The sequence below is a fragment of the Micromonospora vinacea genome, assembly GCF_015751785.1.
GTDB lineage: Bacteria > Actinomycetota > Actinomycetes > Mycobacteriales > Micromonosporaceae > Micromonospora > Micromonospora vinacea.
Window position 1 is genome coordinate 3,026,110 of sequence record NZ_JADOTY010000001.1, and the last position, 20,921, is coordinate 3,047,030.

General features: G+C 71.4%; 21 protein-coding genes. 14 read left to right on the forward strand and 7 right to left on the reverse strand.

Annotated elements, in window-relative coordinates:
• The first annotated feature begins 11 nt into the window (after positions 1–11).
• The gene (locus IW249_RS14525) at positions 12–476 is read left to right on the forward strand and encodes a hypothetical protein (protein ID WP_196921244.1); all 465 of its coding nucleotides are present in this window, start codon (positions 12–14) and stop codon (positions 474–476) included.
• A gap of 223 nt (positions 477–699) precedes the next feature.
• Here the strand turns inward: IW249_RS14525 and IW249_RS14530 are convergent, their stop codons facing one another.
• Positions 700–1,707 carry a GlxA family transcriptional regulator gene (locus tag IW249_RS14530; protein ID WP_196921245.1) on the reverse strand — a complete coding sequence of 336 codons (1,008 nt, stop codon included), beginning with the start codon at positions 1,705–1,707 and terminating at the stop codon, positions 700–702.
• Between the two features lies 1 nt (position 1,708).
• Between IW249_RS14530 and IW249_RS14535 the strand changes: the two genes are divergently transcribed.
• Positions 1,709–3,064 (forward strand): MFS transporter, encoded by a 1,356-nt coding sequence (locus IW249_RS14535; protein WP_231392532.1) that lies wholly within the window; start codon positions 1,709–1,711, stop codon positions 3,062–3,064.
• A 19-nt stretch (positions 3,065–3,083) separates the two neighbouring features.
• Here the strand turns inward: IW249_RS14535 and IW249_RS14540 are convergent, their stop codons facing one another.
• The 3 genes from IW249_RS14540 to IW249_RS14550 are packed head-to-tail and all read right to left on the reverse strand — an operon-like array spanning position 3,084 to position 4,651.
• Positions 3,084–3,797: an RICIN domain-containing protein gene (locus IW249_RS14540; RefSeq protein WP_196921247.1), complete on the reverse strand. Its 714-nt coding sequence runs from the start codon at positions 3,795–3,797 to the stop codon at positions 3,084–3,086.
• A 46-nt stretch (positions 3,798–3,843) separates the two neighbouring features.
• Entirely contained in the window at positions 3,844–4,128 is a 285-nt protein-coding gene (locus IW249_RS14545) for a DUF427 domain-containing protein (protein ID WP_196921248.1), read from the reverse strand.
• A 52-nt stretch (positions 4,129–4,180) separates the two neighbouring features.
• Positions 4,181–4,651 (reverse strand): aminoacyl-tRNA deacylase, encoded by a 471-nt coding sequence (locus tag IW249_RS14550; RefSeq protein ID WP_196921249.1) that lies wholly within the window; start codon positions 4,649–4,651, stop codon positions 4,181–4,183.
• A 93-nt stretch (positions 4,652–4,744) separates the two neighbouring features.
• Between IW249_RS14550 and IW249_RS14555 the strand changes: the two genes are divergently transcribed.
• From IW249_RS14555 to IW249_RS14590, 8 genes are all read left to right on the forward strand, one after another.
• Positions 4,745–6,142, forward strand: coding sequence for an FAD-binding oxidoreductase (locus IW249_RS14555; protein ID WP_196921250.1), 1,398 nt, complete (start codon positions 4,745–4,747; stop codon positions 6,140–6,142).
• Positions 6,139–7,482 (forward strand): class I SAM-dependent methyltransferase, encoded by a 1,344-nt coding sequence (locus tag IW249_RS14560; protein ID WP_196921251.1) that lies wholly within the window; start codon positions 6,139–6,141, stop codon positions 7,480–7,482. Before IW249_RS14555 ends, IW249_RS14560 begins: the two co-directional genes overlap by 4 nt.
• 101 nt (positions 7,483–7,583) lie before the next feature.
• Entirely contained in the window at positions 7,584–8,141 is a 558-nt protein-coding gene (locus tag IW249_RS14565; protein WP_030490876.1) for a winged helix-turn-helix domain-containing protein, read from the forward strand.
• A complete protein-coding gene (locus IW249_RS14570) occupies positions 8,134–9,003 on the forward strand; it encodes an SRPBCC family protein (RefSeq protein WP_196921252.1) in 870 nt (289 codons plus the stop codon). The genes IW249_RS14565 and IW249_RS14570 overlap by 8 nt, the downstream gene beginning before the upstream one ends.
• A gap of 177 nt (positions 9,004–9,180) precedes the next feature.
• Positions 9,181–9,414 (forward strand): zinc-ribbon domain-containing protein, encoded by a 234-nt coding sequence (locus tag IW249_RS14575; protein ID WP_196921253.1) that lies wholly within the window; start codon positions 9,181–9,183, stop codon positions 9,412–9,414.
• Between the two features lie 343 nt (positions 9,415–9,757).
• The gene (locus tag IW249_RS14580) at positions 9,758–12,013 is read left to right on the forward strand and encodes a putative bifunctional diguanylate cyclase/phosphodiesterase (protein WP_307788590.1); all 2,256 of its coding nucleotides are present in this window, start codon (positions 9,758–9,760) and stop codon (positions 12,011–12,013) included.
• A gap of 50 nt (positions 12,014–12,063) precedes the next feature.
• Entirely contained in the window at positions 12,064–12,822 is a 759-nt protein-coding gene (locus IW249_RS14585) for a MerR family transcriptional regulator (RefSeq protein ID WP_196921254.1), read from the forward strand.
• Positions 12,823–12,874: 52 nt separating this feature from the next.
• Positions 12,875–13,645, forward strand: a complete 771-nt coding sequence (locus tag IW249_RS14590; RefSeq protein WP_196921255.1) for a hypothetical protein — start codon at positions 12,875–12,877, stop codon at positions 13,643–13,645.
• A 7-nt stretch (positions 13,646–13,652) separates the two neighbouring features.
• Here IW249_RS14590 and IW249_RS14595 read toward each other — a convergent pair whose 3' ends face one another.
• A complete protein-coding gene (locus tag IW249_RS14595) occupies positions 13,653–14,969 on the reverse strand; it encodes a serine hydrolase (RefSeq protein ID WP_196921256.1) in 1,317 nt (438 codons plus the stop codon).
• Between the two features lie 156 nt (positions 14,970–15,125).
• Here IW249_RS14595 and IW249_RS14600 point away from each other — a divergent pair, with 156 nt between their 5' ends.
• On the forward strand, positions 15,126–15,410 hold the full coding sequence (locus IW249_RS14600; protein WP_196921257.1) for a putative quinol monooxygenase: 285 nt from the start codon (positions 15,126–15,128) through the stop codon (positions 15,408–15,410).
• Positions 15,411–15,419: 9 nt separating this feature from the next.
• Here the strand turns inward: IW249_RS14600 and IW249_RS14605 are convergent, their stop codons facing one another.
• A complete protein-coding gene (locus tag IW249_RS14605; protein WP_196921258.1) occupies positions 15,420–16,961 on the reverse strand; it encodes a gluconokinase in 1,542 nt (513 codons plus the stop codon).
• Between the two features lie 169 nt (positions 16,962–17,130).
• On the opposite strand from IW249_RS14605, the gene IW249_RS14610 reads away from it, so the two are divergent.
• Both IW249_RS14610 and IW249_RS14615 read left to right on the forward strand, forming a co-directional pair.
• On the forward strand, positions 17,131–18,279 hold the full coding sequence (locus tag IW249_RS14610; RefSeq protein WP_196921259.1) for a hypothetical protein: 1,149 nt from the start codon (positions 17,131–17,133) through the stop codon (positions 18,277–18,279).
• 45 nt (positions 18,280–18,324) lie between these two features.
• Positions 18,325–18,858, forward strand: a complete 534-nt coding sequence (locus IW249_RS14615; RefSeq protein ID WP_196921260.1) for a WapI family immunity protein — start codon at positions 18,325–18,327, stop codon at positions 18,856–18,858.
• A gap of 9 nt (positions 18,859–18,867) precedes the next feature.
• Here the strand turns inward: IW249_RS14615 and IW249_RS14620 are convergent, their stop codons facing one another.
• Positions 18,868–19,560, reverse strand: a complete 693-nt coding sequence (locus IW249_RS14620; RefSeq protein ID WP_196921261.1) for a hypothetical protein — start codon at positions 19,558–19,560, stop codon at positions 18,868–18,870.
• A 151-nt stretch (positions 19,561–19,711) separates the two neighbouring features.
• Between IW249_RS14620 and IW249_RS14625 the strand changes: the two genes are divergently transcribed.
• Positions 19,712–20,917 (forward strand): hypothetical protein, encoded by a 1,206-nt coding sequence (locus IW249_RS14625; protein WP_196921262.1) that lies wholly within the window; start codon positions 19,712–19,714, stop codon positions 20,915–20,917.
• The last annotated feature ends 4 nt before the right edge of the window (positions 20,918–20,921 follow it).

Here is a 20,921-nt window from a genome sequence, read left to right on the forward strand (position 1 = left end):
TGACTGGGGGGATGGAGAGCGGGGGATTGCGGCGGGCTTACGGTGCCCTGTTCGCGGAGGTCGACGCTGGCGGGTTCGGTCCGGCTCCGGAGGGACAGCTCAGTGCCGAGCAGATCGTCGCGCATCTGGTCGCCAACGACGAGCTGATGATCCAGGCCACCGAGGCGTTGCTGGCCGGGTCGCCGTTCGCCTACTACGAACTGGAAGAGGCCATGCACCGCCCGCAGCTCGACGCGCTCGCCGCCGAGCAGGGTGGTCTGCGTGGCCTGACCGCGTTGCTGCACGGCACCAGCGACCGGCTGTGCGGGCTGGTCGACCAACTCGGCCTGGCTGCGGAGACCCCGGTCGAGACGCACCTACGCGAGGGCTTCGACCTCATCGTCGACGAGCCGCTGCCCTGGTCGCGCACCCTGGACCTGCACACCCGGGTGCACCTGCCCAAGCACCAGTCCCAACTGCACGTCCTCCGGTCCTGAGCGACGCCGATCGGCCGGTCAGCGTCGCAGGTCTTGCCCAATTGAGCGTGATGTCTGTGAGTCATCACGATGACCCACAGACATCAGGCTCGCACTAGTGTTGCCCACCCCGCCCCAAGCCCTCCGCGGATCTTGCACTTTCTGTCCCGACGAAAGTGGCATAAAAGGGCAAGTCGGCAACAGTAAGTGCAAGATCGCGGGGCGGGGAAGCGTCGGGGCGGGGTCAGGTTTTGGCTAGGGCTGGGCGGGGGTGGAAGGTGCGGCGGTAGGTGGACGGGGCCACGCCGATGCGTTGGTGGAGTTGCTGGCGGAGAGCGGCGGGGGTGCCGAAGCCTGAGCGGTGGGCGATCTGGTCGACTGTGAGGTCGGTGGTCTCCAGCAGCAGCCTCGCGTGGTCGGTGCGCTGTTGCAGCAACCACTGGGCCGGGCTCAGGCCGGTCTCCGACCGGAAGCGCCGGGTGAAGGTGCGCACGCTCATCCGCGCCTGCTCGGCCAGGTCGCGCAGCGCGATCGGCTCGTGCAGCCGCTGCCGCGCCCACTCCCGGGCGCCCGCCGTGCTGGTGTCGGTCGCCTTCGGCACCGGCTGCTCGATGTACTGCGCCTGACCGCCGTCGCGCCACGGCGGCATCACGCAGCGCCGGGCCGCCCGGTTGGCCACCTCACTGCCGTGGTCGAGGCGGATGACGTGCAGGCAGAGGTCGATGCCGGCGGCGACTCCGGCCGAGGTGAGCACCCGGTCGTCGGCGATGAAGAGCACACCCGGGTCGAGGTCCACCCGGGCGTGCAGACGGCGGAACCGCTCGGCGTACGCCCAGTGGGTGGTCGCCCGCCGCCCGTCGAGGAGCCCGGCGGCGGCGAGCACGAATGCCCCGGTGCAGATCGACATGATCCGGGCGCCCCGCTCGTACGCCGCGCGCAGCGCCGCGGTGACCTCCGGCTCGACGGTGCCCGCTGTCAACGAGGTGCCGTCGTGGATGCCCGGGACGATCACCGTGTCGGCGGTGTCCAGCAACTCCAGACCGTGGTCGGGGACCAGTTGGAAGCCGGCGGTGCTGCGTACCGGCTGCCCGCCGGGGGTGCACACCCGGACGTCGTAGAAGGGTGTCCCGTCCGTGGCCCGGGCGGTGCTGAAGACCTGGGACGGGGTGCCGAGGTCCAGGCCAACCACCTGGTGCAGCGCGAGTACGGCGATCCGGTGCGGGCGAACGCTCATGGCCCGATTATTGCGCATGATGGCTTTCCGGCCACTCGTCGAGGTGAGTGGGCCACCTCAGACTTGTCCCGTGACCAAGAACCGCCGTCTGCATCCCGCCTGGCTGGTCGCCGCCGTCGCCTTCGTGGCGCTGGTCGGCGCTGCCGGCTTCCGCGCCACCCCGTCGGTGCTGCTGCACCCGCTGCACGAGGAGTTCGGCTGGCCGCTGGCCACGATCTCCGCGGCCGTCTCGGTCAACCTGCTGCTCTACGGGCTCACCGCGCCGTTCGCGGCCGCCCTGATGGACCGGTTCGGCATCCGCCGGGTGGTCTCGGTGGCACTGCTGCTGGTCGCCGCGGGCAGCGGGCTGACGGTCTTCATGACCGCCAGTTGGCAGCTTCTGCTCTGCTGGGGTGTGCTGGTGGGGCTGGGCACCGGCTCGATGGCCCTGGCGTTCGTGGCCACCGTCACCGGACGGTGGTTCGTCCACCGACGGGGCCTGGTCACCGGAGTGCTCACCGCCGGCGGGGCGGCCGGCCAACTGGTGTTCCTGCCACTGATCGCCATCCTGGTACGCGACCACGGCTGGCGTACCGCCGCGCTCGTGGTGGCCGCGGCGGCGCTGGCGGTCGTACCCCTCGTGGTGTGGCTGCTGCGCGAGCACCCGGCGGATCTTGGCCTGCCCGCCTACGGGGCGACCGCTGTCGTCGCGGCGCCGCCGGCGACCGGCGGCGCCGCGACCCGGGCGCTCGGCGCGCTGGCCACCGCGGCCCGGACCCGACCGTTCTGGCTGCTGGCCGGAGGGTTCGCGATCTGTGGGGCGACCACGAACGGCCTCGTCGGTACGCACTTCGTGCCGGCCGCGCACGACCACGGCATGGCCCAGACCACGGCGGCCGGGTTGCTCGCCCTGGTGGGGCTCTTCGACATCGTCGGCACGATCGCCTCCGGCTGGCTCACCGACCGGGTGGACAGCCGCCTGCTGCTCGGCATGTACTACGCGCTGCGCGGGTTGTCCCTGCTGGTGCTGCCGAGCCTCTTCTCCGGCACCGCCGAGCCGAGCATGCTGGTGTTCATCGTCTTCTACGGCCTGGACTGGGTGGCCACCGTGCCACCGACAGTGGCGCTGTGCCGGGAGTACTTCGGTGGCGCCGGAGCGGTGGTGTTCGGCTGGGTGTTCGCCGCGCACCAACTCGGCGCGGCGGTCGCCGCTACCGGGGCGGGGCTGGTCCGGGACCGGCTGGGTGACTACGCGATGGCCTGGTACGTGGCGGGCGCGCTGTCGATCGGCGCGGCCGGGCTGTCGTTGCTGCTGCGCCGACGACCGGGCCGAGGAGTCCCGGAGGCCGTGCTGGTCGCCGCGACCGCGCCCAGGGCGTGGAGCTTCCGGGGTTGAACCGCGACGCGTCGGCCGGTCAGCTCACTGTCCACTGCTGGGCGGGCCGGCCGTCGCACTGCCGCTGCCGGATGTCCTCGCCGGCCTCGACGGCGTCGTCGTCGGCCTGGGCGCACCTGCCGCTGTGCGCGGCGACGAGCAGCACCGGGCCGGTGCCGGTCGCCGCGAGTCGCCACCGCTGGTTGGCCTCGCCGTGGCAGGGGAACTGCTGCAACCGCGCGCCGTCGTCCCGACTGCCACCCTCGACGTCGAGGCACTGCCCGTACTTGGCGTTGGTCAACGACACGACGTCCGCGCCGACCGGGCTGACCACCCACTGCTGCTCCGGGGCGCCGGTGCACACTGCCAACTCGGCCTCGGCCTTCTCACCGTCACCGTCGAGCCCCAGGCAGAGGCCCGAGCCGGCGCGCAGCACCCGGGGTCCGGTGGGCGGGGCGGCCGGCGTGCTGGCCGACGGGGTCGGTGACGGCTCGGCCGGTACGGTCGGGCTCGGCTCGCCGGCCGGGTCGCTGGGCTGGGCCGGGCTGGACGGCGTGCCGACCGACGCCGGCACGGCCGGCTCGTCGTCACCGTCGAACAGCCCGGTGGCGAAGACGACCCCCAGGAGTACGCCGACGACCCCGACCGCCACCGCGACCCGCAGCAACGGGTCGGCCAGCGGCCCGGAGCGCGGCGCCCGGTGACCGCCGTAGACGGTGCCGGCGGGGTCGGAGCGTTCCTCGGGCGCGGACATACGCGTCATCCTCACCCACGACGTCGCGCCGGAGCCAGCCCGGCGGTCAGTCGACGACCCGGACGTCCTTCCAGAACGCCACCCGGTCGCGCACCATCTCGGCGTCCGGCTTGGGCTCCGGGTAGTACCAGACGGCGTCCTCGCTGGTGTTGCCTTCGTGCGTGAGGGTGTAGTACGAGGCGGTGCCCTTCCACGGGCAGACGGTGTGGGTCGCGGACTCCTGGATCAGGTCGTCGCGCAGCGCCGACCGGGGGAAGTAGTGGTTGCCCTCCACCAGCACGGTGTCGTCGCTCTCGGCGACGACCAGGTCTTTCCAGACGGCTTTCGGCATGGAACCAAGACTAGGCCGGGCCACCGACGTTGGCAGTGGTTGGTGCTGCCGCTCAGCGGGTGGGCTGCGGGTCGGTGACGTCGGCCACCGTGGCGTCGAGGGCGGCGATCGCGGTGTCGGCGTCGATCGCGATGGCGAGGCCTCGCTCGCCGGCACCCAGGGTGATCTCCCGGCCGCGCAGTCGCTCGTCGGCGACCACCGGCCAGGCAGTGCTCGCGCCGAACGGGGTGATGGTGCCGCGTTCGTAGCCGGTGGCGGCCAGGGCGCCCGCCGCGTCCGGCATGGAGAGACGGTGCACCCCGAGCAGGGCGCGCAGCTTGGGCCAGGAGATGACCCGGTCGCCGGGGGTGAGCACGAACAGGTGATCGTCTTCACTTCGGCGGACCACTATCGTCTTGACCACGTCGGGGACGGCCACGCCCCGGACGGCGGCGGCCTCCGCGAGACTGCCGACCGCACCGTGGCTGACCAGCCGATACGGCAGTTTGGCGGCGTCCAGGGCGGTGATCGCTGGCGATGGCATGCCCGCCACGGTAGCCGTCGGGCCTGCCACCGGACGGGAAACTGCCAGCGCCGACATCCCACGGTTTCCAAACGGCGAGCGTAAGGTGATCACATGCGCGCTGAGCGTGTGGATCAACCGATTGACCATGATCAAGCGGTGGACACGCTGCGGCGGTCGTACGCCGCGGTGCCCACGGGCGAGCCTGTCCGGCTGGCCAAACGCACCTCCAACCTGTTCCGCCCCCGGTCCGCTCCCCGGACCCCGGGGCTCGACGTGAGTGGCCTGAACGGCGTGCTGTCGGTCGACCCGGCCGGCCGTACCGCCGACGTGCAGGGCATGTGCACCTACGAGGACCTGGTCGACGCGACGCTGCCGCACGGGCTGATGCCGCTGGTGGTGCCGCAGTTGCGCACCATCACGCTGGGCGGCGCGGTGACCGGCCTCGGGATCGAGTCGACCTCGTTCCGTAACGGCCTGCCGCACGAGTCGGTCCGGGAGCTGGACGTGCTCACCGGCTCCGGCGAGATCGTCACCGCCCGACCCGACGGCGAGCACGCCGACCTGTTCACCGCGTTTCCCAACTCGCTGGGCAGCCTCGGTTACGCCACCCGGTTGCGGATCGAGCTGCAACCGGTCGGCCGGTACGTGGCGTTGCGCAACGTCCGGTTCACCCAACTGGAGGCGCTCACCGACGCGATCGCCGAGGTGACCGCCACCCGGTCCTGGGCCGGCGAGCCGGTGGACGCGATGGACGGGGTGATGTTCAGCCCCGGCGAGGCGTACCTGGTCTTCGCCACGTTCACCGACGGGGCCGGCCCGCCCAGCGACTACACGGGTCAGGGGATCTACTACCGGTCGCTGCGACGGCGCACCCGTGACGTGCTCACCGCGTACGACTATCTGTGGCGCTGGGACACCGACTGGTTCTGGTGCTCGTCGGCTTTCGGCGCCCAGCACCCGGTCGTGCGCAGGCTCTGGCCGGCGCGTTACCGGCGCAGCGACTTCTACCACCGACTGGTCCGGTTGGAGCACCGCCACCAGGTGGCGGCCCGGATCGACCGGCTGCGCGGGCAACCGGCCCGCGAGCGGGTCGTGCAGGACGTGGAGATCCCGCTGGACCGGACGGCCGACTTTCTGCGCTGGTTCGCCGGCGCGGTGGGAATGAACCCGGTGTGGCTGTGCCCGTTGCGGCTGCGTGAGCCGGCGGGGCCCGGCTCGGCGCGGTCCTGGCCGTTATATCCGCTCCGGCCGGGGGAGGACTACGTCAACATTGGGTTCTGGGGGAGCGTGCCGATCGCGCCGGGCGCCGCCGACGGCGACGTCAACCGCACGATCGAACGCAGGGTGTCGGAGTCGGGCGGGCACAAGTCGCTCTACTCCGATGCGTACTACGACCGGGACGCCTTCGATCGCCTGTACGGCGGCGACACGTGGCGCGCGGTGAAAGACCGCTACGACCCGGACCACCGGCTGACGGGACTGTACGAAAAGGCGGTAGCACGAGCATGAGCCTGACCGACAGAGATCAGGGGGCGGCGAGCGTCCCCGCCACCCCGCCGGCGGGGGGCCGGCACACGGGTCCGACCGTCGCGGATGTCGTCCGCGCGGTCACCACGGGGCCGTTGCCGGTGCGGATCACCGGGTACGACGGCAGCGCCGTCGGCCCGTCCGACGCCGGCATCACCCTGGCGATCCAATCCGAGCGTGGGTTGTCGTACCTGCTCACCGCACCCGGCGACCTGGGCATGGCCCGGGCGTACGTCAGCGGTGACCTGGCGTTGCAGGGCGTGCACCCGGGTGACCCGTACGAGGCGTTGCGGGTGCTCAAGGACGAGCTGCGGTTACGCCCACCGTCGCTGGCCGAGGGGTTGGCGCTGGTCCGTGGGCTGGGCTGGGAGCGGCTGATGCCGCCGCCGGCACCGCCGCAGGAGGCGCAGCCGCGCTGGAAGCGGGTGATGAACGGGCTGCGGCACTCGCGGGTGCGTGACGGCGCGGCCATCTCGCACCACTACGACGTCTCCAACGCCTTCTACGAGAAGGTGCTCGGCCCGTCGATGACGTACACCTGCGCGGTCTTCCGTTCTCCGGACGACACGTTGGAGCAGGCCCAGGCGGCGAAGTACGACCTGGTCGCCGGAAAGCTGGCGCTGAAGAAGGGGATGCGGCTGCTCGATGTCGGGTGCGGCTGGGGTGGCATGGTGCGCCACGCCGCCCGCGAGTACGGCGTCAAGGCGCTCGGGGTGACCCTGTCGAAGGCGCAGGCGCAGTGGGCGCAGGCCGCGATCGAGCGGGAGGGGTTGACCGAGTTGGCGGAGGTGCGGCACCTGGATTACCGGGACGCACCGGCCGAGCAGTTCGACGCCATCTCCTCGATCGGGTTGACCGAGCACATCGGGGTGCGCAACTACCCGGCCTACTTCGGGGCGCTGCGCAGCCGGCTACGGCAGGGCGGGCGGCTGCTGAACCACTGCATCACCCGGGCGGACAACCGGGCGCCGCACCGCTCCGGGGCGTTCATCGACAGGTACGTCTTCCCGGACGGTGAGCTGGCCGGTCCGGGCCGGTTGATCAGTGAGGTGCACGACGCCGGGTTCGAGGTGCAGCACGAGGAGAACCTGCGCCAGCACTACGCGCTGACGCTGGCCGCCTGGTGCCGCAACCTGGTCGAGCACTGGGACTTCTGCGTCTCGGAGGTGGGTGCGGGCACCGCCCGGGTGTGGGGGCTCTACATGGCCGGGTCGCGGATGGCGTTCGAACGCAACGGCATCCAGCTGCACCAGGTGTTGGCCACCCACAACGGCCCGAACGGTGTGAGTGGCTACCCGCTGCGACCGGACTGGTTGCCCTGATCACCTGCTGACCGTCGCCTGAAGCCGCGTCGAAAAAAGTCGGCGCGGCTTCTCGCGAAGCGATTGACAAAGAAGTTTTGTACGTACAAACTGATTTTGCCATGAGAGACGTCCTGTACCTGGAGCAGATCGAGCAGGCCGAAGTCCTGCTCAAGCCGCAGCGCGTCGAGGTGCTGCGGCAACTGGCCGAGCCGCGCACCTGCACCGAGGTGGCGGCCCGACTCGACCAGACGCCACAGCGCGTCTACTACCACGTCAAGCAGCTCGTCGCGGCTGGCCTCGTCGAGCTGGTCAACGAACGCAAGGTCCGCGGCATCACCGAAGGCATCTACCAGGCCGCCGCCCGGTCCTACTGGCTCTCCCCGCGGCTCGTCGGCCGAATCGGCCTGCGCCGGGCCCGCGACGAGCTGAGCCTCGGCTACCTGCTCGACCTGATGGAGGAGGTCCAGGCCGACATCGCCGGCCTGGACCGGGCGGCACCCGAGCTGCCCTCGATCGGGGTCTCCGGCGAGATCCGGGTGCCCGCCGAGCAGCGCCAGCAGTTCCTGCACGACCTGCAAACCGCACTTCAGGACCTGTTCACCCGCTACGGCGGCAGCGAAGGAGATGCCTTCAAGCTGGCCGTCGCCTGCTATCCGAAAGGGAACGACAATGAGTGAGCCGATGAAGGTCCAGGCCCGTCTCTCCGCGCCGGTCGGGCGCGTCCGCCAGGCCCTGACCGACCCGGCCGAGCTGCGTGTCTGGCTGGCCGAGCACGCCGAGGTCGAGCTGCCTCAGCGGTACGAGTTCTGGGGCCGCTACACGCCCGAGGGCGACGCGCCGCACCAGCGGCTGCTGCACGCCGACGACGACACGCTGCGCTTCAGCTGGCTGCTCGACGGGGTGGAGACCACCACCGAACTCCAGTTGACCGCCGAGGGCACCGACAGCACAGTGCTCACGCTGACCCAGAGCCACTTCGACTTCGCCGAGGCGATGAGCGGCTCCAGCATCCGGGGGGTGCTCCAGACGTTCTGGGCGCTGTCCATCGCCAACCTGGCCGCCCACCTGGAGGGCAAGCCGCTGCTGCCCCGCACCGACTTCACCTCCGCCGACCTGCGCGGCGAACTTGTCATCGCCGCCCCCGCCGACAAGGTGTGGGAGTCGCTGACCAACTCCGAGCAGGCCACCGCCTGGTTCGGCTACCCGATCGGCATCGAGCCCTGGGTCGGCGGCCGGTACGCCATGGGCGGCTTCGAGAACGGCTACGCCGCCAAGATCGTCGACCTGGAGCCCGGCCGGCGGTTGTCCGTCGACTGGGGACCGACCGGCGTGACGAACTGGGAGCTGGCCGAGTCCGGTGGCCGGACCACGCTGACCTTCGTGCAGAGCGGCTTCGACCAGGCCAACCCCCCGTACGGGGCCTGGAGTGGCTCGGTTGCCGGGCTGTTCGAGCTGCGCCGCTTCCACGAGGTGCCGAACTGGCAGCCGATCTGGCTCTCCGAGGAGATCCCCGGCCTGGAGCCCGCGCCGTCCAACTGAGGGTTTCGCCTTGATCGGTTCGCTTGATCGTGCTCGATCAGGGATGTAGTGGCCTCGTTCACCGCGGAGACCACTACATCCTGGATCGAGCACGATCTTGTGTGTGTCGGGGCGGGTCCGGGGGATCCGATGGCAGGATCTGGTGACTTTTCGCTGTCGAGTGGGTACTGGCGGGCGATGTTCTTCATCTTTGGTCTGCGTACCAAGGTCGACCGGTCCGGTGTCGTGCAGCAGGTCTGCCGCCACTGCGGCAACCAGGCCGCGCAGGTGATCACCCGCCGCTCGACGAAATTCACACTCTTCTTCATTCCTCTCGTTCCGATCCGCACCCGGTACGCGCAGCAGTGCACGTTCTGCGGGGCCGAGTACGAGATCTCCAAGTCCGACGCCGAGCGCCTCCCGGTCGGCTGATCCGACGATGGAACGCTTCCTCTGCTGGCTGATCGGCCGACCGACGTTCTCGGCCGACGTGGCCGTGCACACCGTTGCCCGCCCGCCCTGCACCCCTGGCCGGCGCAGACGCCGCCGCGCACGTCGTCCGATGGCCGGCACCGCGCTGCCCCGCTCACCCTGGAACCGATCCGCCGGCCGCTGACCGAACGCGCGAGGACGCTCAGCGCGCAGGGGCCGCACCGAGCGCAGCGGGGTGCACGTTCGGCTCTGGCGGCGTCTCTGGGCGCTGGTTAGGCTTTCGGGGTTTGCCGTGGACCGGCGCCGCCGAGGGTGCACGCACGACGAAAGAGCCGGAGCGACCGTGTCCCGACAGGACGGCAAGCAGGCTGTGGGGACGCTCAGCCCCGCCGGTGCGTTCGTCGCGGCTGCGGTGATCCTGTTGGAGGCGGGTTGGCTGGTCGCGGCGTTGCCCGGTGCCGCGCTGGTCAGCGACGTGGGCGCGATGCTGGTCGCCGGTTGGGCGATGTTCGCGTGCGTCGGGGTGGCCCGTCGGCATCCCGCGCCGCTGCGCCGGTTCTGGACGCTGCTCGCCGTCACCATGGCCCTCGCCGCGATCGGCCGGGCGGTCTGGACGGTGCAGCGGCTCGTCGGCGGTGACCTGCCGCACACGCCGGTGGTCGGGGTGGTCTTCACCGCCGGCATCCTCACCGGCACGGCCGCGCTGCTCAGCTCGCCGTCCGCGCCACGGACCGCTGTCGGGCGGGCCCGTACGTTGCTGGACGGGGTGATTGTCGCCCTGGCCCTGGTGCCGATCGGGTGGGTGCTGGTCTTCCGTGGGGTCGCCGCCGCCGAGCTGGCCGACCCGGCGCGCACGCTGGGGCTGCTCTTCCCGATGTTCGACCTGATGCAGCTCACCATCCTGGTCGCGGTTTCCGGCCCAGCCCGGCCGATGTGGCGGCCGATGACCGTCCTCGCGGCGAGCCTCACCCTGCGGGTCGTCGCCGACGTCGTCTACGTGTCGCTTGTCGCCCGCGCCGACTACGCGGCCGGTCACCCGATCGACCTGTGCTGGCCGTTGAGTTACCTGCTGATCGGCCTGGCCACCCGGAACCCGCCACCACCGGACTGCGACGGCACCGACGACACCGCCGAGTCACCGCTGCCGCCCTGGTGGCGGGTGGCGTTGCCGTACCTGCCGGTGGGTGGGGCGATCATCGCGGTGGTGCTGGCCCGTCGGCCCACCGGGCAGACCCCGCAGCTGGTGTTCGTGACCATGATGGTGTTGCTGGCGGCCCTCGCCGTCCGGCAGGGGTTGGCCGCCAACGAGAACCTCCGGTTGGTGGCGCGGCTGCGCCGGCTCGCGTACGGCGACCAGCTCACCGGGCTGCCCAACCGGCTGTTGTTCAACCGGCGGTTGCGCCTGGCCCTGCGTGACGGGCGACCGGTGGCCGTGCTGCTGCTCGACCTGGACGGGTTCAAGCAGGTCAACGACCGGTTCGGGCATGCCACCGGTGACACCCTGCTGACCGGGCTCGCGGCCCGGATGCACACTGCCGTGAACGGCGACGGCACCATCGCCCGGCTCGGCGGTGACGAGTTCGCGGTGCTTGTCGACGGCGACCGGCCGGTGTCACCCGAACGCCTCGCCGAGCGGCTGTTGGACGCGTTGCGGCCCTCCGACGACGAGGAGGACGTCGGGGTGCACCCGTCGGCGAGCATCGGCATCGCCGAGTACGGCCCGCAGCACGCCTCCCACAGCGACCTGCTGCGCGACGCCGACATCGCCATGTACGCGGCCAAGGCCGCCGGGAAGTCCGCGTACCGGACGTGCACACCCGCGCTGCGCGAGTCGGCAGTCTCCCGCGCCGAGTTGATCGCCGACCTGCGCCGGGCGGTCGACGAGGACCAGCTGCACCTGGAGTTCCAACCCATCGTCGACCTGACCACCGGCGCGGTGCGCAGCGCCGAGGCGCTGGTGCGCTGGCGGCACCCCCGGCTGGGGATGTTGCCACCGGCGAAGTTCCTGCCGCTGGCCGAGGAGACCGGGCTGATCCTGCCGATCGACCGCTGGGTGATCCACGAGGCGTGCCGGGCCGCCGCGACCTGGCGGGGCCGGGTGCCGGAGGCGACAGTCGCTGTGAACATCGCTGCCGCGCACCTGCGTCGGCCGGACCTGATCGCCACTGTCACAGCTGCCACCAGCGCCGCCGGGTTGGCACCACGGGCGTTGACCCTGGAGTTGACCGAGTCCGCGCTGATCGAGGGCACCGAGGCGGTGCTGGAGCGGCTGCACCAGCTCCGGGAGCTGGGCATCCGGATCGCCATCGACGACTTCGGCACCGGCTACTCGTCGCTGAGCTACCTGCACCGCATCCCGGCCACCGAGCTGAAGATCGACAGGTCGTTCGTGGCCCGGCTGGGCACCGACGACCGGGCGTACGCCACTGTGGAGATGGTCACCCGCCTGGCCGGCGCGTTCGACCTGGCGGTGGTCGCCGAGGGGGTGGAGACCGAGCGTCAGCACGAGGCGGTCACCGCGATCGGCTGCCCGCGGGGCCAGGGCTATCTGTACGGGCGGCCGGACGCCCCCGCCATGGTGGGCCAGAATCGGAGTTGACTCTCACGTAACGGCAGGCAGGAGCCTGGTTCCCGGAAGGGAGGGGGACCATGGCGTACACGGTGGGTCAGGTGGCGAAGGTCGCCGGCGTGACGGTGCGGACGCTGCACCACTACGACGAGATCGGGTTGCTCTCGCCCAGCGGGCGCACCTCGGCCGGTTACCGCCGCTACGACGACGCGGACCTGCAACGGCTGCAACTCGTCCTGTACTACCGGGAGCTTGGTTTCCCGCTTGAGGAGATCACCGCGATCATCGACGACCCGGCGGCCGATCCGGCCGCGCACCTGCGCCGGCAGCACGAACTGCTGACGGTACGGCTCAAGCGGTTGCAGGAGATGGTCGCGGCGATCGAGTTCGCGATGGAGGCGAGCAAGTTGAACATCCAACTCACGCCGGAGGAGCGGTTCGAGGTCTTCGGCGACTTCAGCCCGGAAGAGCACGAGGCCGAGGCGGAGCAGCGGTGGGGCGGCACCGACGCGTACCGGGAGTCGAACCGGCGGGCCTCCCGCTACACCAAGGACGACTGGCTGCGGATCAAGGCGGAGAACGAGGACTGGGGCCGGCGGATCGTCGCGCTGATGGCCTCGGGCGCCCCGGCCGACAGCACGGAGGCGATGGACCTGGCCGAGGAGCACCGGCAGCTCATCAGCCGCTGGTTCTACGAGTGCTCGTACGAGGTGCAGACCGGGTTGGCCGACATGTACCTGGCCGACGAGCGGTTCACCGCGTACTTCGAGAACATCGCCCCGGGGCTGGCCGCCTATCTGCACGAGGCGATCCACGCCAACGCGATCAGCCGGGCGTGACGGGGTGCGGTCCGGCTACTCTGGCCGGACCGCACCGCCCGGGGAGATGACAGTGCAGAAACCGAAGCTGATCGCCGCTGTCGCCGTGCTCGTGGTGGCGGTCGGTGCCGGGGCGTGGGCGCTGGTCGCCGCCGGCGACGACGAACCGGATGCGGGTCGTCCGGCGGCGTCGGCGAGTACCGACCCGGTCGGGGTGCTGAAGGCCGCCGCCGCGAAGGCCGACGAGCAGCCGTACAAGCTGACAGTGGGCACCGGCGGCGCGGACGGGGACGCCACGGTGCTGCTGTGGGACCCGAAGGCGAAGCGTGGTCTGGAGACCACCTCGTTGAAGGTGCCCACCGGTGTGGTGAAGATCGAGCGGTTGACCACCGGACCCGACGTGTATGTGCGGGTCAGCGCCCCGGACCGCCGCGTCCCGGTCTGGGACGGCAAGACCTGGTGGCACGTCGGCGCCCCGGGTGACCCGGCGGCCAAGCAGGGCCTGGACAACACCCGGCTGGCCAGCACGCTGGGCGCGCCGGCTGGGGTGCGGCAGACCGCGGAGCGGGAGTACGCGGGCACGCTGGACCTGCGTCAGAGCGGCGCGGTGCTGGGCAGCGGGGTCGGTAACGTGCTCGGTGACCGGGCCGGGGCGGTGCCGTTCACCGCGGCCGTGGACGAGCAGGGTCGGCTGGTCCGCTACCGCATCGAGTTGGCCAGCGAGCAGTCGCAGACCGCCCAGCTCGACCTCACGTACTCGGACTTCGGGTTGTCGGTGTCGGCGGACCCGCCGGCGGCTGACCTGGTCGGCGAGGACCCGCCGGCGAACATTCCCGGCGCGTGACGTCGGTTCACTCCTCGACCGCCCCCTCGGCCGGGGTGACCAGGAAGTCGTAGACGGTGCGGGCCATCCGCCGGACCGTCTCGTCGCCGGTGGCCATGGGTCCGGCGGTGAGGAACGCGACGGCGGTCTCGGTGCCGGGGATCAGGTAGTAACCGACGTCGTGTGAGGCGTCCGGCAGGTCACCGGTCTTGTGGGCCACCGGCACACCGGGTGGCAACGCCGCCGGGATCTTCGTGTTCAGGGTCTGTTCCCGCATGAACCCGATCATCAGGTCGCGGGAGGCGGGGGTGAGGATCTCGCCGTCCCAGACCGCGCCGAGCACTGACACCACGTCGTCCGGGCTCGTGTAGTTCTCCTCGCCGCGTTGCGCCGCAGCACTGTCGAGCATCCGGCGGGCCAGGATGGTGGAGCGTTGGTTCATCGAGTCGATCAGCGCGTTGACCGGGGCGAACCCACCCAGGTAGGTGATCAGCACGTTCGCGGCCACGTTGTCGCTGTACTTGATCAGGTACTGGGCGAGCCGGCGCAGCGTGACCACCTGCGGGAACGTCTCGAACTGCAACTGGCCGGTGCCGCCGACCACGTCCTCCGGGGTGACCAGCACCCCGTCGTCGAGAAACACCTGTCCACAGTCAACCCGGCGCAGCAGCTCGACGAGGATCCACAGTTTGATGACGCTGGCCGCCTTGGGGCGCAGCGAGCCGTTGACGGCGATCTGCTGGTCGCCGTAGCGGCCGGACAGGTCGCGGACGGTGACCCCGGCCGGGTTGAGGCTCGCGTCGGCGACCACCCGGGCGAGCTGCCCGCTGAGCGGGAACAGTCGGGCCCCGGCGACCGGGTCGGTGGGCGGCTGCGGGCTGGTGACCACCACGCCGGTCAGCGTCGCTGGCGGGCGGTTCCGCTGGATCACCTCCAGCGTGCCCTCGCTGCGCCCGATCAGCGGCACCCGGTAGCGGTAGGCGGTCCCTCCGACGACGACCGCCCCGCTGGCCACCCCGGCGGCGACCCGCATGGTCGGGTCGGCGACCCGACCGGTGTCGCCGTCGCAGGCGCGGTAGCGCACCGTGTGCCCGAGCGAGTCCACCGCGAACACCCCGCCGGGAAACGACAGCCAGGACACCTCGCTGGTCGGCGGGCGCTCCGGCGTCGGTTCCACCCCGGGCTCGTGGCTTTCCGCGGCGGGCTCGCGTCCCGGACCGTCCGCGGTGGCCGGCCCGGTCGTCGCGACCACCGCGAGCGCGACCGCCGCCGACAGCCACTTCAGGGGTACGCGGGCAGAGTTCCCGAGCAGGGAAGATGAGCGCCTCTTGTCGCTTTTTCTCACGTTTGCACGATATGGAGCGCTGGTGGCGGGTGAGGCCGGCGGGACCGGTGTCACCCGTCTGGGCGGCGATGTCCTGACGAGCGTGATGACACAGAGACATCACGATGACTCACAGGCATCATGCTCATCAGCAACCTCGACTCCTGGAGGCCCACCATGTTGATCATCGCAGGCAGCTTGCGCGTCGAACCGGAAACCCGCGACGCCTACCTGTCCGACTGCCAGCAGGTCATCGCGCGGGCGCGCGCCACCGCCGGCTGCCTCGACTTCCTGCTGGCGGCCGACCCGTTGGAGCCCGACCGGATCCACGTCTACGAGCGCTGGGAGTCCGCGGAGCAGCTGGCCGCGTTCCGTGGCTCCGGGCCGGACGACGCGCAGGAAGCGGCCATCCTCGACGCCGACGTGCAGCGCTACCTGATCGCCGGCGTCGAGGCACCCTGACCCCGCCGCTCAGGTCGGTGGCAAGGGGCCGGTGGGCAGGCCGGGCGCCATCCGGCGGATCGAGGCGAAGGCGGGCGTGAGGGCCTCGTACAGCTCGGCGAAGAGCGGCAGCAGCGCCGCGTAGGTGGCGGCGGCGGCCGGGTCCGGGCGGACCGTCTCCTCGATCCGCACCAGGTCGGCCGCGACGTCGATGCTGGGGATCAGCCCGAGCGCCTCCATGCCGAGCAGCGCCGCGCCGAAGCTCGACCCCTCGTGCGCGGCTGGGAAACTCACCGGCAGACCGAGGGCGTCGGCCAGCATCTGCCGCCACAGGCCGCTGCGGGCGAAACCGCCACCGGCCCGGACCTCCCGAACCTCGTTGCCGGCCGCGCGCACCGAACTGAGCACCAGCGCGAGCTGCTGGCAGACGCCCTCCAGCGCCGCCCGCACCAGATGCTCGCGGCGGTGTGCGTGGGTCAACCCCACGTACGCGCCGCGCGGCAGGGCGCTCCAGTGTGGTGCCCGTTCGCTGTGCAGGTACGGCAGCATGATGAGCCCGCCCGAGCCCACCGGCGCGCGGGCCGCCAGGGCGACAAGGTCCTCCTCGGCGTGCTCACCCAGATCCGGGGCGAGCGCCGCGCCGGCCCACTTGAGCACGATGCCGCCGTTGTTGATCGCGCCACCGACCGCCCAGCGATGCTCGGTCAGCGCGTAGCAGAACACCCCACCGAGCGGGTCCACCCCGGGCCGCTCGACCATCACCCGCATCGCGCCGCTGGTGCCGATCGAGCAGGCCACCATGCCGGGGTGCACGGCGCCCAGGCCCAGGTTCGCCAGCGGTCCGTCGCCCGCGCCGACCACCACCGGGGTGCGCTCCGGCAGGCCGGTCTCGGCCGCGGCCTGCGGGGTGAGGTTGGGCAGCACGGCCGTGGTGGCGACCAGTTGTGGAAGCTTTTCCTGCGTGATGCCGGCGATGCCCAGCGCCTCGCTGTCCCACTCCAGCGTGTGGATGTCGAGCAGGCCGGTGGCCGAGGCGATCGAATGGTCGGTGACCAGCGTGCCGCAGATCCGCAGCAACACCCAGTCCTTGATGCCCACCCAGTGCGCCACCCGCTCGAAGAGTTTCGGCTCCTGCTCGGCGAACCAGAGCAGCTTGGGCAGCGGCGACATCGGATGCATCGGCGTGCCGGTGCGCCGGTGCAGCGCCAGCCCCGACGGCACCGCCCGCAACCGCTCGGCCTGCCGCGTCGACCGCGAGTCGGCCCAGGTCACCGACGGGGTGAGCGGATTGCCGTCAGGGTCCAGCCCGATCAGGCTGTGCATGGCAGAGCCGAACGACAGCCCGGCCACCGGCTGGACCAGCTCGGCCACGACCATGCTGATCGACTTGAACACCGCTTCGAGGATGAGCTGCGGGTCCTGCTCGGCGTAGCCGGGTTGCGGGTTGTTCAGCGGGTAGCCGACCAGGTGACTGCCGAGCTGCCGACCGTCGGTGTCGTACGCGACGGCCTTCGTGCTGGTGGTGCCGATGTCGACCCCGATCACGACCCCGGGCAGCGTGACTGCCGGCACGACCGCCACCCCCCTCAGGAAACGTGAATCGACGCAAGCGTATCGCCCTATCGTGCTAGTTGGTCCGCCGATCGGGTACTTCGCCCGTTTCGGCGTGTCCGGGCGCCGCGCCGCACCTGTTAAACCTCGTGACACCCAGATTGGTGGCCAGCGCGGCGAAGGAGTCGGCGTGGCAAAGACTGATTCGACGGGTTCCACTTGGCGGTACCGGTGGGCGCACCGGCAGAACGTGCGGCGGGTCAGCACGTACCGCGGCGCCGAGGCGGCGTGGCGGCGACGCGACGACGAGTTGCGGCGGCTACGCGCCCTCGCCGCCGACTTCCAGGGCTCGGCGGCCGCCGGCGCCGGTCTGGCGTTGGAGTTGGCCGCCGACGAGGTGGTGCTCTGGGCACTACCCGCCGCGCAACTGGTCGAGGTACGGCACACCACAGTGCTGCCAGCACCCGACCTCACTGTCGCCCGAACCGGGCCGCTGCGCCCGCGCCGCCCCGACGGCGTACGCGTCACCGACGCCGGCATGGCCGTGATCACCAGCCGTCGACTCGTGCTGCTCGGCGGGCGGGGTCGGCGCGACTGGGCGTACGGCCGAATAACCGGCCTGGCCCACGACCAGGCGGCGCCGGTCACCCTGATCCAGGTGCTGGACCGGCGGCGTACCTCCGGGTTGTTGCTGCCCACCGACGCCGCGCCGGACTTCCGGTTCAAGCTCACGCTGGCCTTCGCCGACGCGATCGAACAGCGCGCCGCGGTGATCGCCCAACTCGACGAGCTGATCGACGAGCACGCCCAGCTCAAGCCGTTCCGGCCGGCAGCGGCCACCCCCGGGCAGGCCCGGCTGTCATCGTTCGTGCCTGGTGGCCGCAGGACCATCGCTGTGGCGGCTGCCATCGCGCTGCTGGTGCCGGCGGCGTTGATCGAGTCGGACCCGTCCGACCCGACCGGTGGGGCGGAGGTCGCCGTCGCCGCCACCCCGGCGCCCACCACCAGCGTGGCACCGGCGCTGATCCGCCCCGCCGGCCCGGCGCTCGCGCTGAAGAGCCCGCCGCCCAAGCCGACCAAGTCACCACGCCCGTCGCCCAGCACCACCCAGGGCCCGCGCTGCGGGGCACCGGAGAACCCGCTGGGGTACGGCTTCTGTGGCGGCACCCGGATCCGCAAGCCGGCCGCCGAGGTGTGCGACTGGTTCGACTGCGTACCGCAGTTCTGGGCCGGTCGCGGTTACCTCGTGCAGTGCCGCGACGGTTCGGTGAGCCTGGCCGGCGGCGGGTCCAAGGCCTGCGCCACCCACCAGGGCGTGCGGCGGACCATCACGAAGTGACCGATTCGGGGTCTGAAGTCCGCTTCGCTCGGCCAGAATGATCGAGTGGAGATCCGGTCTGACGATGGCGCCCGGGTGCGGATACGCCCCGTCGGCTACCAGCCCGGCGTCGACCCGCCCGACGACCTCGACGCGGCAGCGCCCGGCTGGCACGACTGGCTGCTCATCGAGGTGGACGCCCGCACCGCCGACGGCCAGACCTGGTCACACCACTACCCGAGCCTCATGGTGGAGGAGGCCCGCGCACTCGGCGGCTGGCTGCACGGGCAGGCCACCGCCGCCCTCGGGCTGAGCGCGCCACCGGCGATGGTCCGGTTCACCGAACCCAACCTGGCAGTGCGCAGCCGGGTACTACGCCGCCGCAGGCTGGAGCTGATCGTGGAGTTCTCCGCCGAGTCATTGCCACCGTGGATGCGCCGCCCGTCCACAGCGATCTACCCGCTGATCCTCACCGTCTCCGCGGACGCCCTGGCCACCGCCGCCGAACACTGGGCCGAGCACTGCGAGGCGTACCCACCGCGTACCCAGTCGCGGTTTCCGACCCACGGCCCGCAGCCGTACCGGCGGCGGGCCGGCTGATCACCTGCGTCAACGCCGCAGCGACGCCTTGGCGGCGTCGATGGCGTCGGACAACTCCTCGGTGTACGTGAAGCCGTCCTCGACGATGGCCATGTCGACCCCGCATTCGCGCTGCCGCGCTCGCAGCAGCGTCTCCTCCACCGGGGCGATCGGGAAGGCCAGCGGGTCGAGATCGGGAGCGGAGCCCAGGTCGCGGACCAGGAGCCACTTGCTCTGCTCGTCGTAGACGACCACCCCGGCGACGATTCCCCTGGTCCACTGATCGAAGAGCGTGGCCAGGCTGGTGGCGGCACGCACCGAGTCCCACGCGTCGGGTGAGATCTCGTAGCGCCAGATCTCACCCTCGTGCTCGCCGGCCAGCACGAACGTGTAGAGGACGACATCGAAGAAGAACAGGGGCAGTTGGTGCCGCCAGGGGAACGGCGTGCCGATCGACAAACCCAGATAGTGCAGGGCGTCCTCGTCCTCCGGCCATGGCATCCGCCACCCCACGTCGGGCAACACCTGCCGGTCGGGCCATGGCTGCGCCTGCAACCAGGTCAACTGCTCGGCGACACGCTCCACGCCGAAGATCCGGTAGACCACCTCCGGTGGCTGCCCGGCCGGCGACTCGCCGTAGTCCGGCCAGTCGAGGCCGGCGGCCGTCGCCGCCAGGCGATAGTCGCGTACCGCGTCACGCAGCACGCCCATGTCATCGAGCACCAGGAAACTCCTCGGCTGGGGGGCAAGCGCAGGCTAGCCCGGCAGCGCCCGCTTCGGCGTCCGTCAAATCTCTCCTTTCGGGCGCAACGGGATGCATCGATCCCGGTCGCGTTGCCTGTCACGTACGTGAGCGGTTGTACCGCGTGTGACCGTGACCTCTGTGGCCTGCGCCCCCTGGCGGATCGCCTGGGCCGAGCGCGAGAACGAGCGCCGGCAGCGCGCGTACCGCGACGCCACCGACGCCTGGCGGCACCGCGACGACCACCTGGCCCGACTCCGCATCGAAGCCGCCAGCTTCCTCGGGTGTACGCAGCCCCGCACCGGCCTACCGGTGGAGCTCGACGACGACGAACTCGTCTTCCGCGTCCTCCCCGTCGCCACGCTCGTCGAGGCCGAGGCGCGACACATCCCCGGCCTGCCCAGGCCGGGCGGCTTCAGTTCCTTCGCCGAGACTTCTTCAGAGGCCCTGCCGGCGGGCCTGCGTGTCGTCGACACCGGCATGGCCGTGGTGACCAGCCGACGGGTGGCCTTCGACGGTGGTGAACACCGGCGCGAGTGGCGGTACGACGACCTGGTCGGCCCGGCCCACCACCCCAGTGTTCCGGTCACCCTGCTGCCCGACCGCGGACGACTTTCCGGCCTCCTGGTCCCGGCGGGTGCCGTGGTGAACTTCCGCTTCTATCTCACACTCGCCGCTGCCGACGATCGCGCTGCCGTCATCGCGCAAGTCGACGGGTTGCTGGCCGCGCACCGGGCCGCCCGGCCTGCACCCGTTGTGTTGGTGGACCCCGACGACGCACCGCTGACGGCGGTACGGCCCGACCGGCGGGCACTCGGCGCTGCCGCCGTCGCGGCAGTGGTGTTCGTGACGCTCGGCCCGGCTGCTCTGGGTCCTGGCGCGTGGGGTCCTCGCGGGCCGGTTCCCACGGCGGAGATCGTCGCTATAGAGGTGCCGAGGGCTGGCGCCGTCCTCGTTCCGATCGGTCCCGTCGGGCCGGTGCCACCCAGGTCGCGGGTCGGCTCGGCCGACAGTGCCGTATGGAGCCCGCCGCACGCCCCGACTGCCCGGCCGTCGGCTGTCTCCACAGTGGCGGAAGCCGCTGTCGCGGTGGCCCTGCCGCCGACCGCTGCGGCGTCGGTCGCCCCGACCCCGTCGGCCAGTTCGCCTGGTCCGGTTCCCGCCACGGAGCCGCCCGCGTCAGTCTTGCCGACGCCGCCCGTCGCGTCGGTCTCGCCGACGCCGACCCCGACTGTTACGGCGACACCTTCGCCGGATCCGGGACTGCTGGCGATCTGCCTGGACCCTCTTCAACTGCCGTTGCTGGACCCGCTGCTCTGCCCGTCTCCGGCGCCCTGATCAT

What these genes read in the sequence shown, in the direction of transcription:
- IW249_RS14525 (WP_196921244.1), top strand. Translation starts at nt 12, where the DNA reads ATGGAGAGCGGGGGATTGCGGCGGGCTTACGGTGCCCTGTTCGCGGAG.
- IW249_RS14530 (WP_196921245.1), bottom strand. Translation starts at nt 1,707, where the DNA reads ATGCGCAATAATCGGGCCATGAGCGTTCGCCCGCACCGGATCGCCGTA.
- IW249_RS14535 (WP_231392532.1), top strand. Translation starts at nt 1,709, where the DNA reads ATGGCTTTCCGGCCACTCGTCGAGGTGAGTGGGCCACCTCAGACTTGT.
- IW249_RS14540 (WP_196921247.1), bottom strand. Translation starts at nt 3,797, where the DNA reads ATGTCCGCGCCCGAGGAACGCTCCGACCCCGCCGGCACCGTCTACGGC.
- IW249_RS14545 (WP_196921248.1), bottom strand. Translation starts at nt 4,128, where the DNA reads ATGCCGAAAGCCGTCTGGAAAGACCTGGTCGTCGCCGAGAGCGACGAC.
- IW249_RS14550 (WP_196921249.1), bottom strand. Translation starts at nt 4,651, where the DNA reads ATGCCATCGCCAGCGATCACCGCCCTGGACGCCGCCAAACTGCCGTAT.
- IW249_RS14555 (WP_196921250.1), top strand. Translation starts at nt 4,745, where the DNA reads ATGCGCGCTGAGCGTGTGGATCAACCGATTGACCATGATCAAGCGGTG.
- IW249_RS14560 (WP_196921251.1), top strand. Translation starts at nt 6,139, where the DNA reads ATGAGCCTGACCGACAGAGATCAGGGGGCGGCGAGCGTCCCCGCCACC.
- IW249_RS14565 (WP_030490876.1), top strand. Translation starts at nt 7,584, where the DNA reads ATGAGAGACGTCCTGTACCTGGAGCAGATCGAGCAGGCCGAAGTCCTG.
- IW249_RS14570 (WP_196921252.1), top strand. Translation starts at nt 8,134, where the DNA reads ATGAGTGAGCCGATGAAGGTCCAGGCCCGTCTCTCCGCGCCGGTCGGG.
- IW249_RS14575 (WP_196921253.1), top strand. Translation starts at nt 9,181, where the DNA reads ATGTTCTTCATCTTTGGTCTGCGTACCAAGGTCGACCGGTCCGGTGTC.
- IW249_RS14585 (WP_196921254.1), top strand. Translation starts at nt 12,064, where the DNA reads ATGGCGTACACGGTGGGTCAGGTGGCGAAGGTCGCCGGCGTGACGGTG.
- IW249_RS14600 (WP_196921257.1), top strand. Translation starts at nt 15,126, where the DNA reads ATGTTGATCATCGCAGGCAGCTTGCGCGTCGAACCGGAAACCCGCGAC.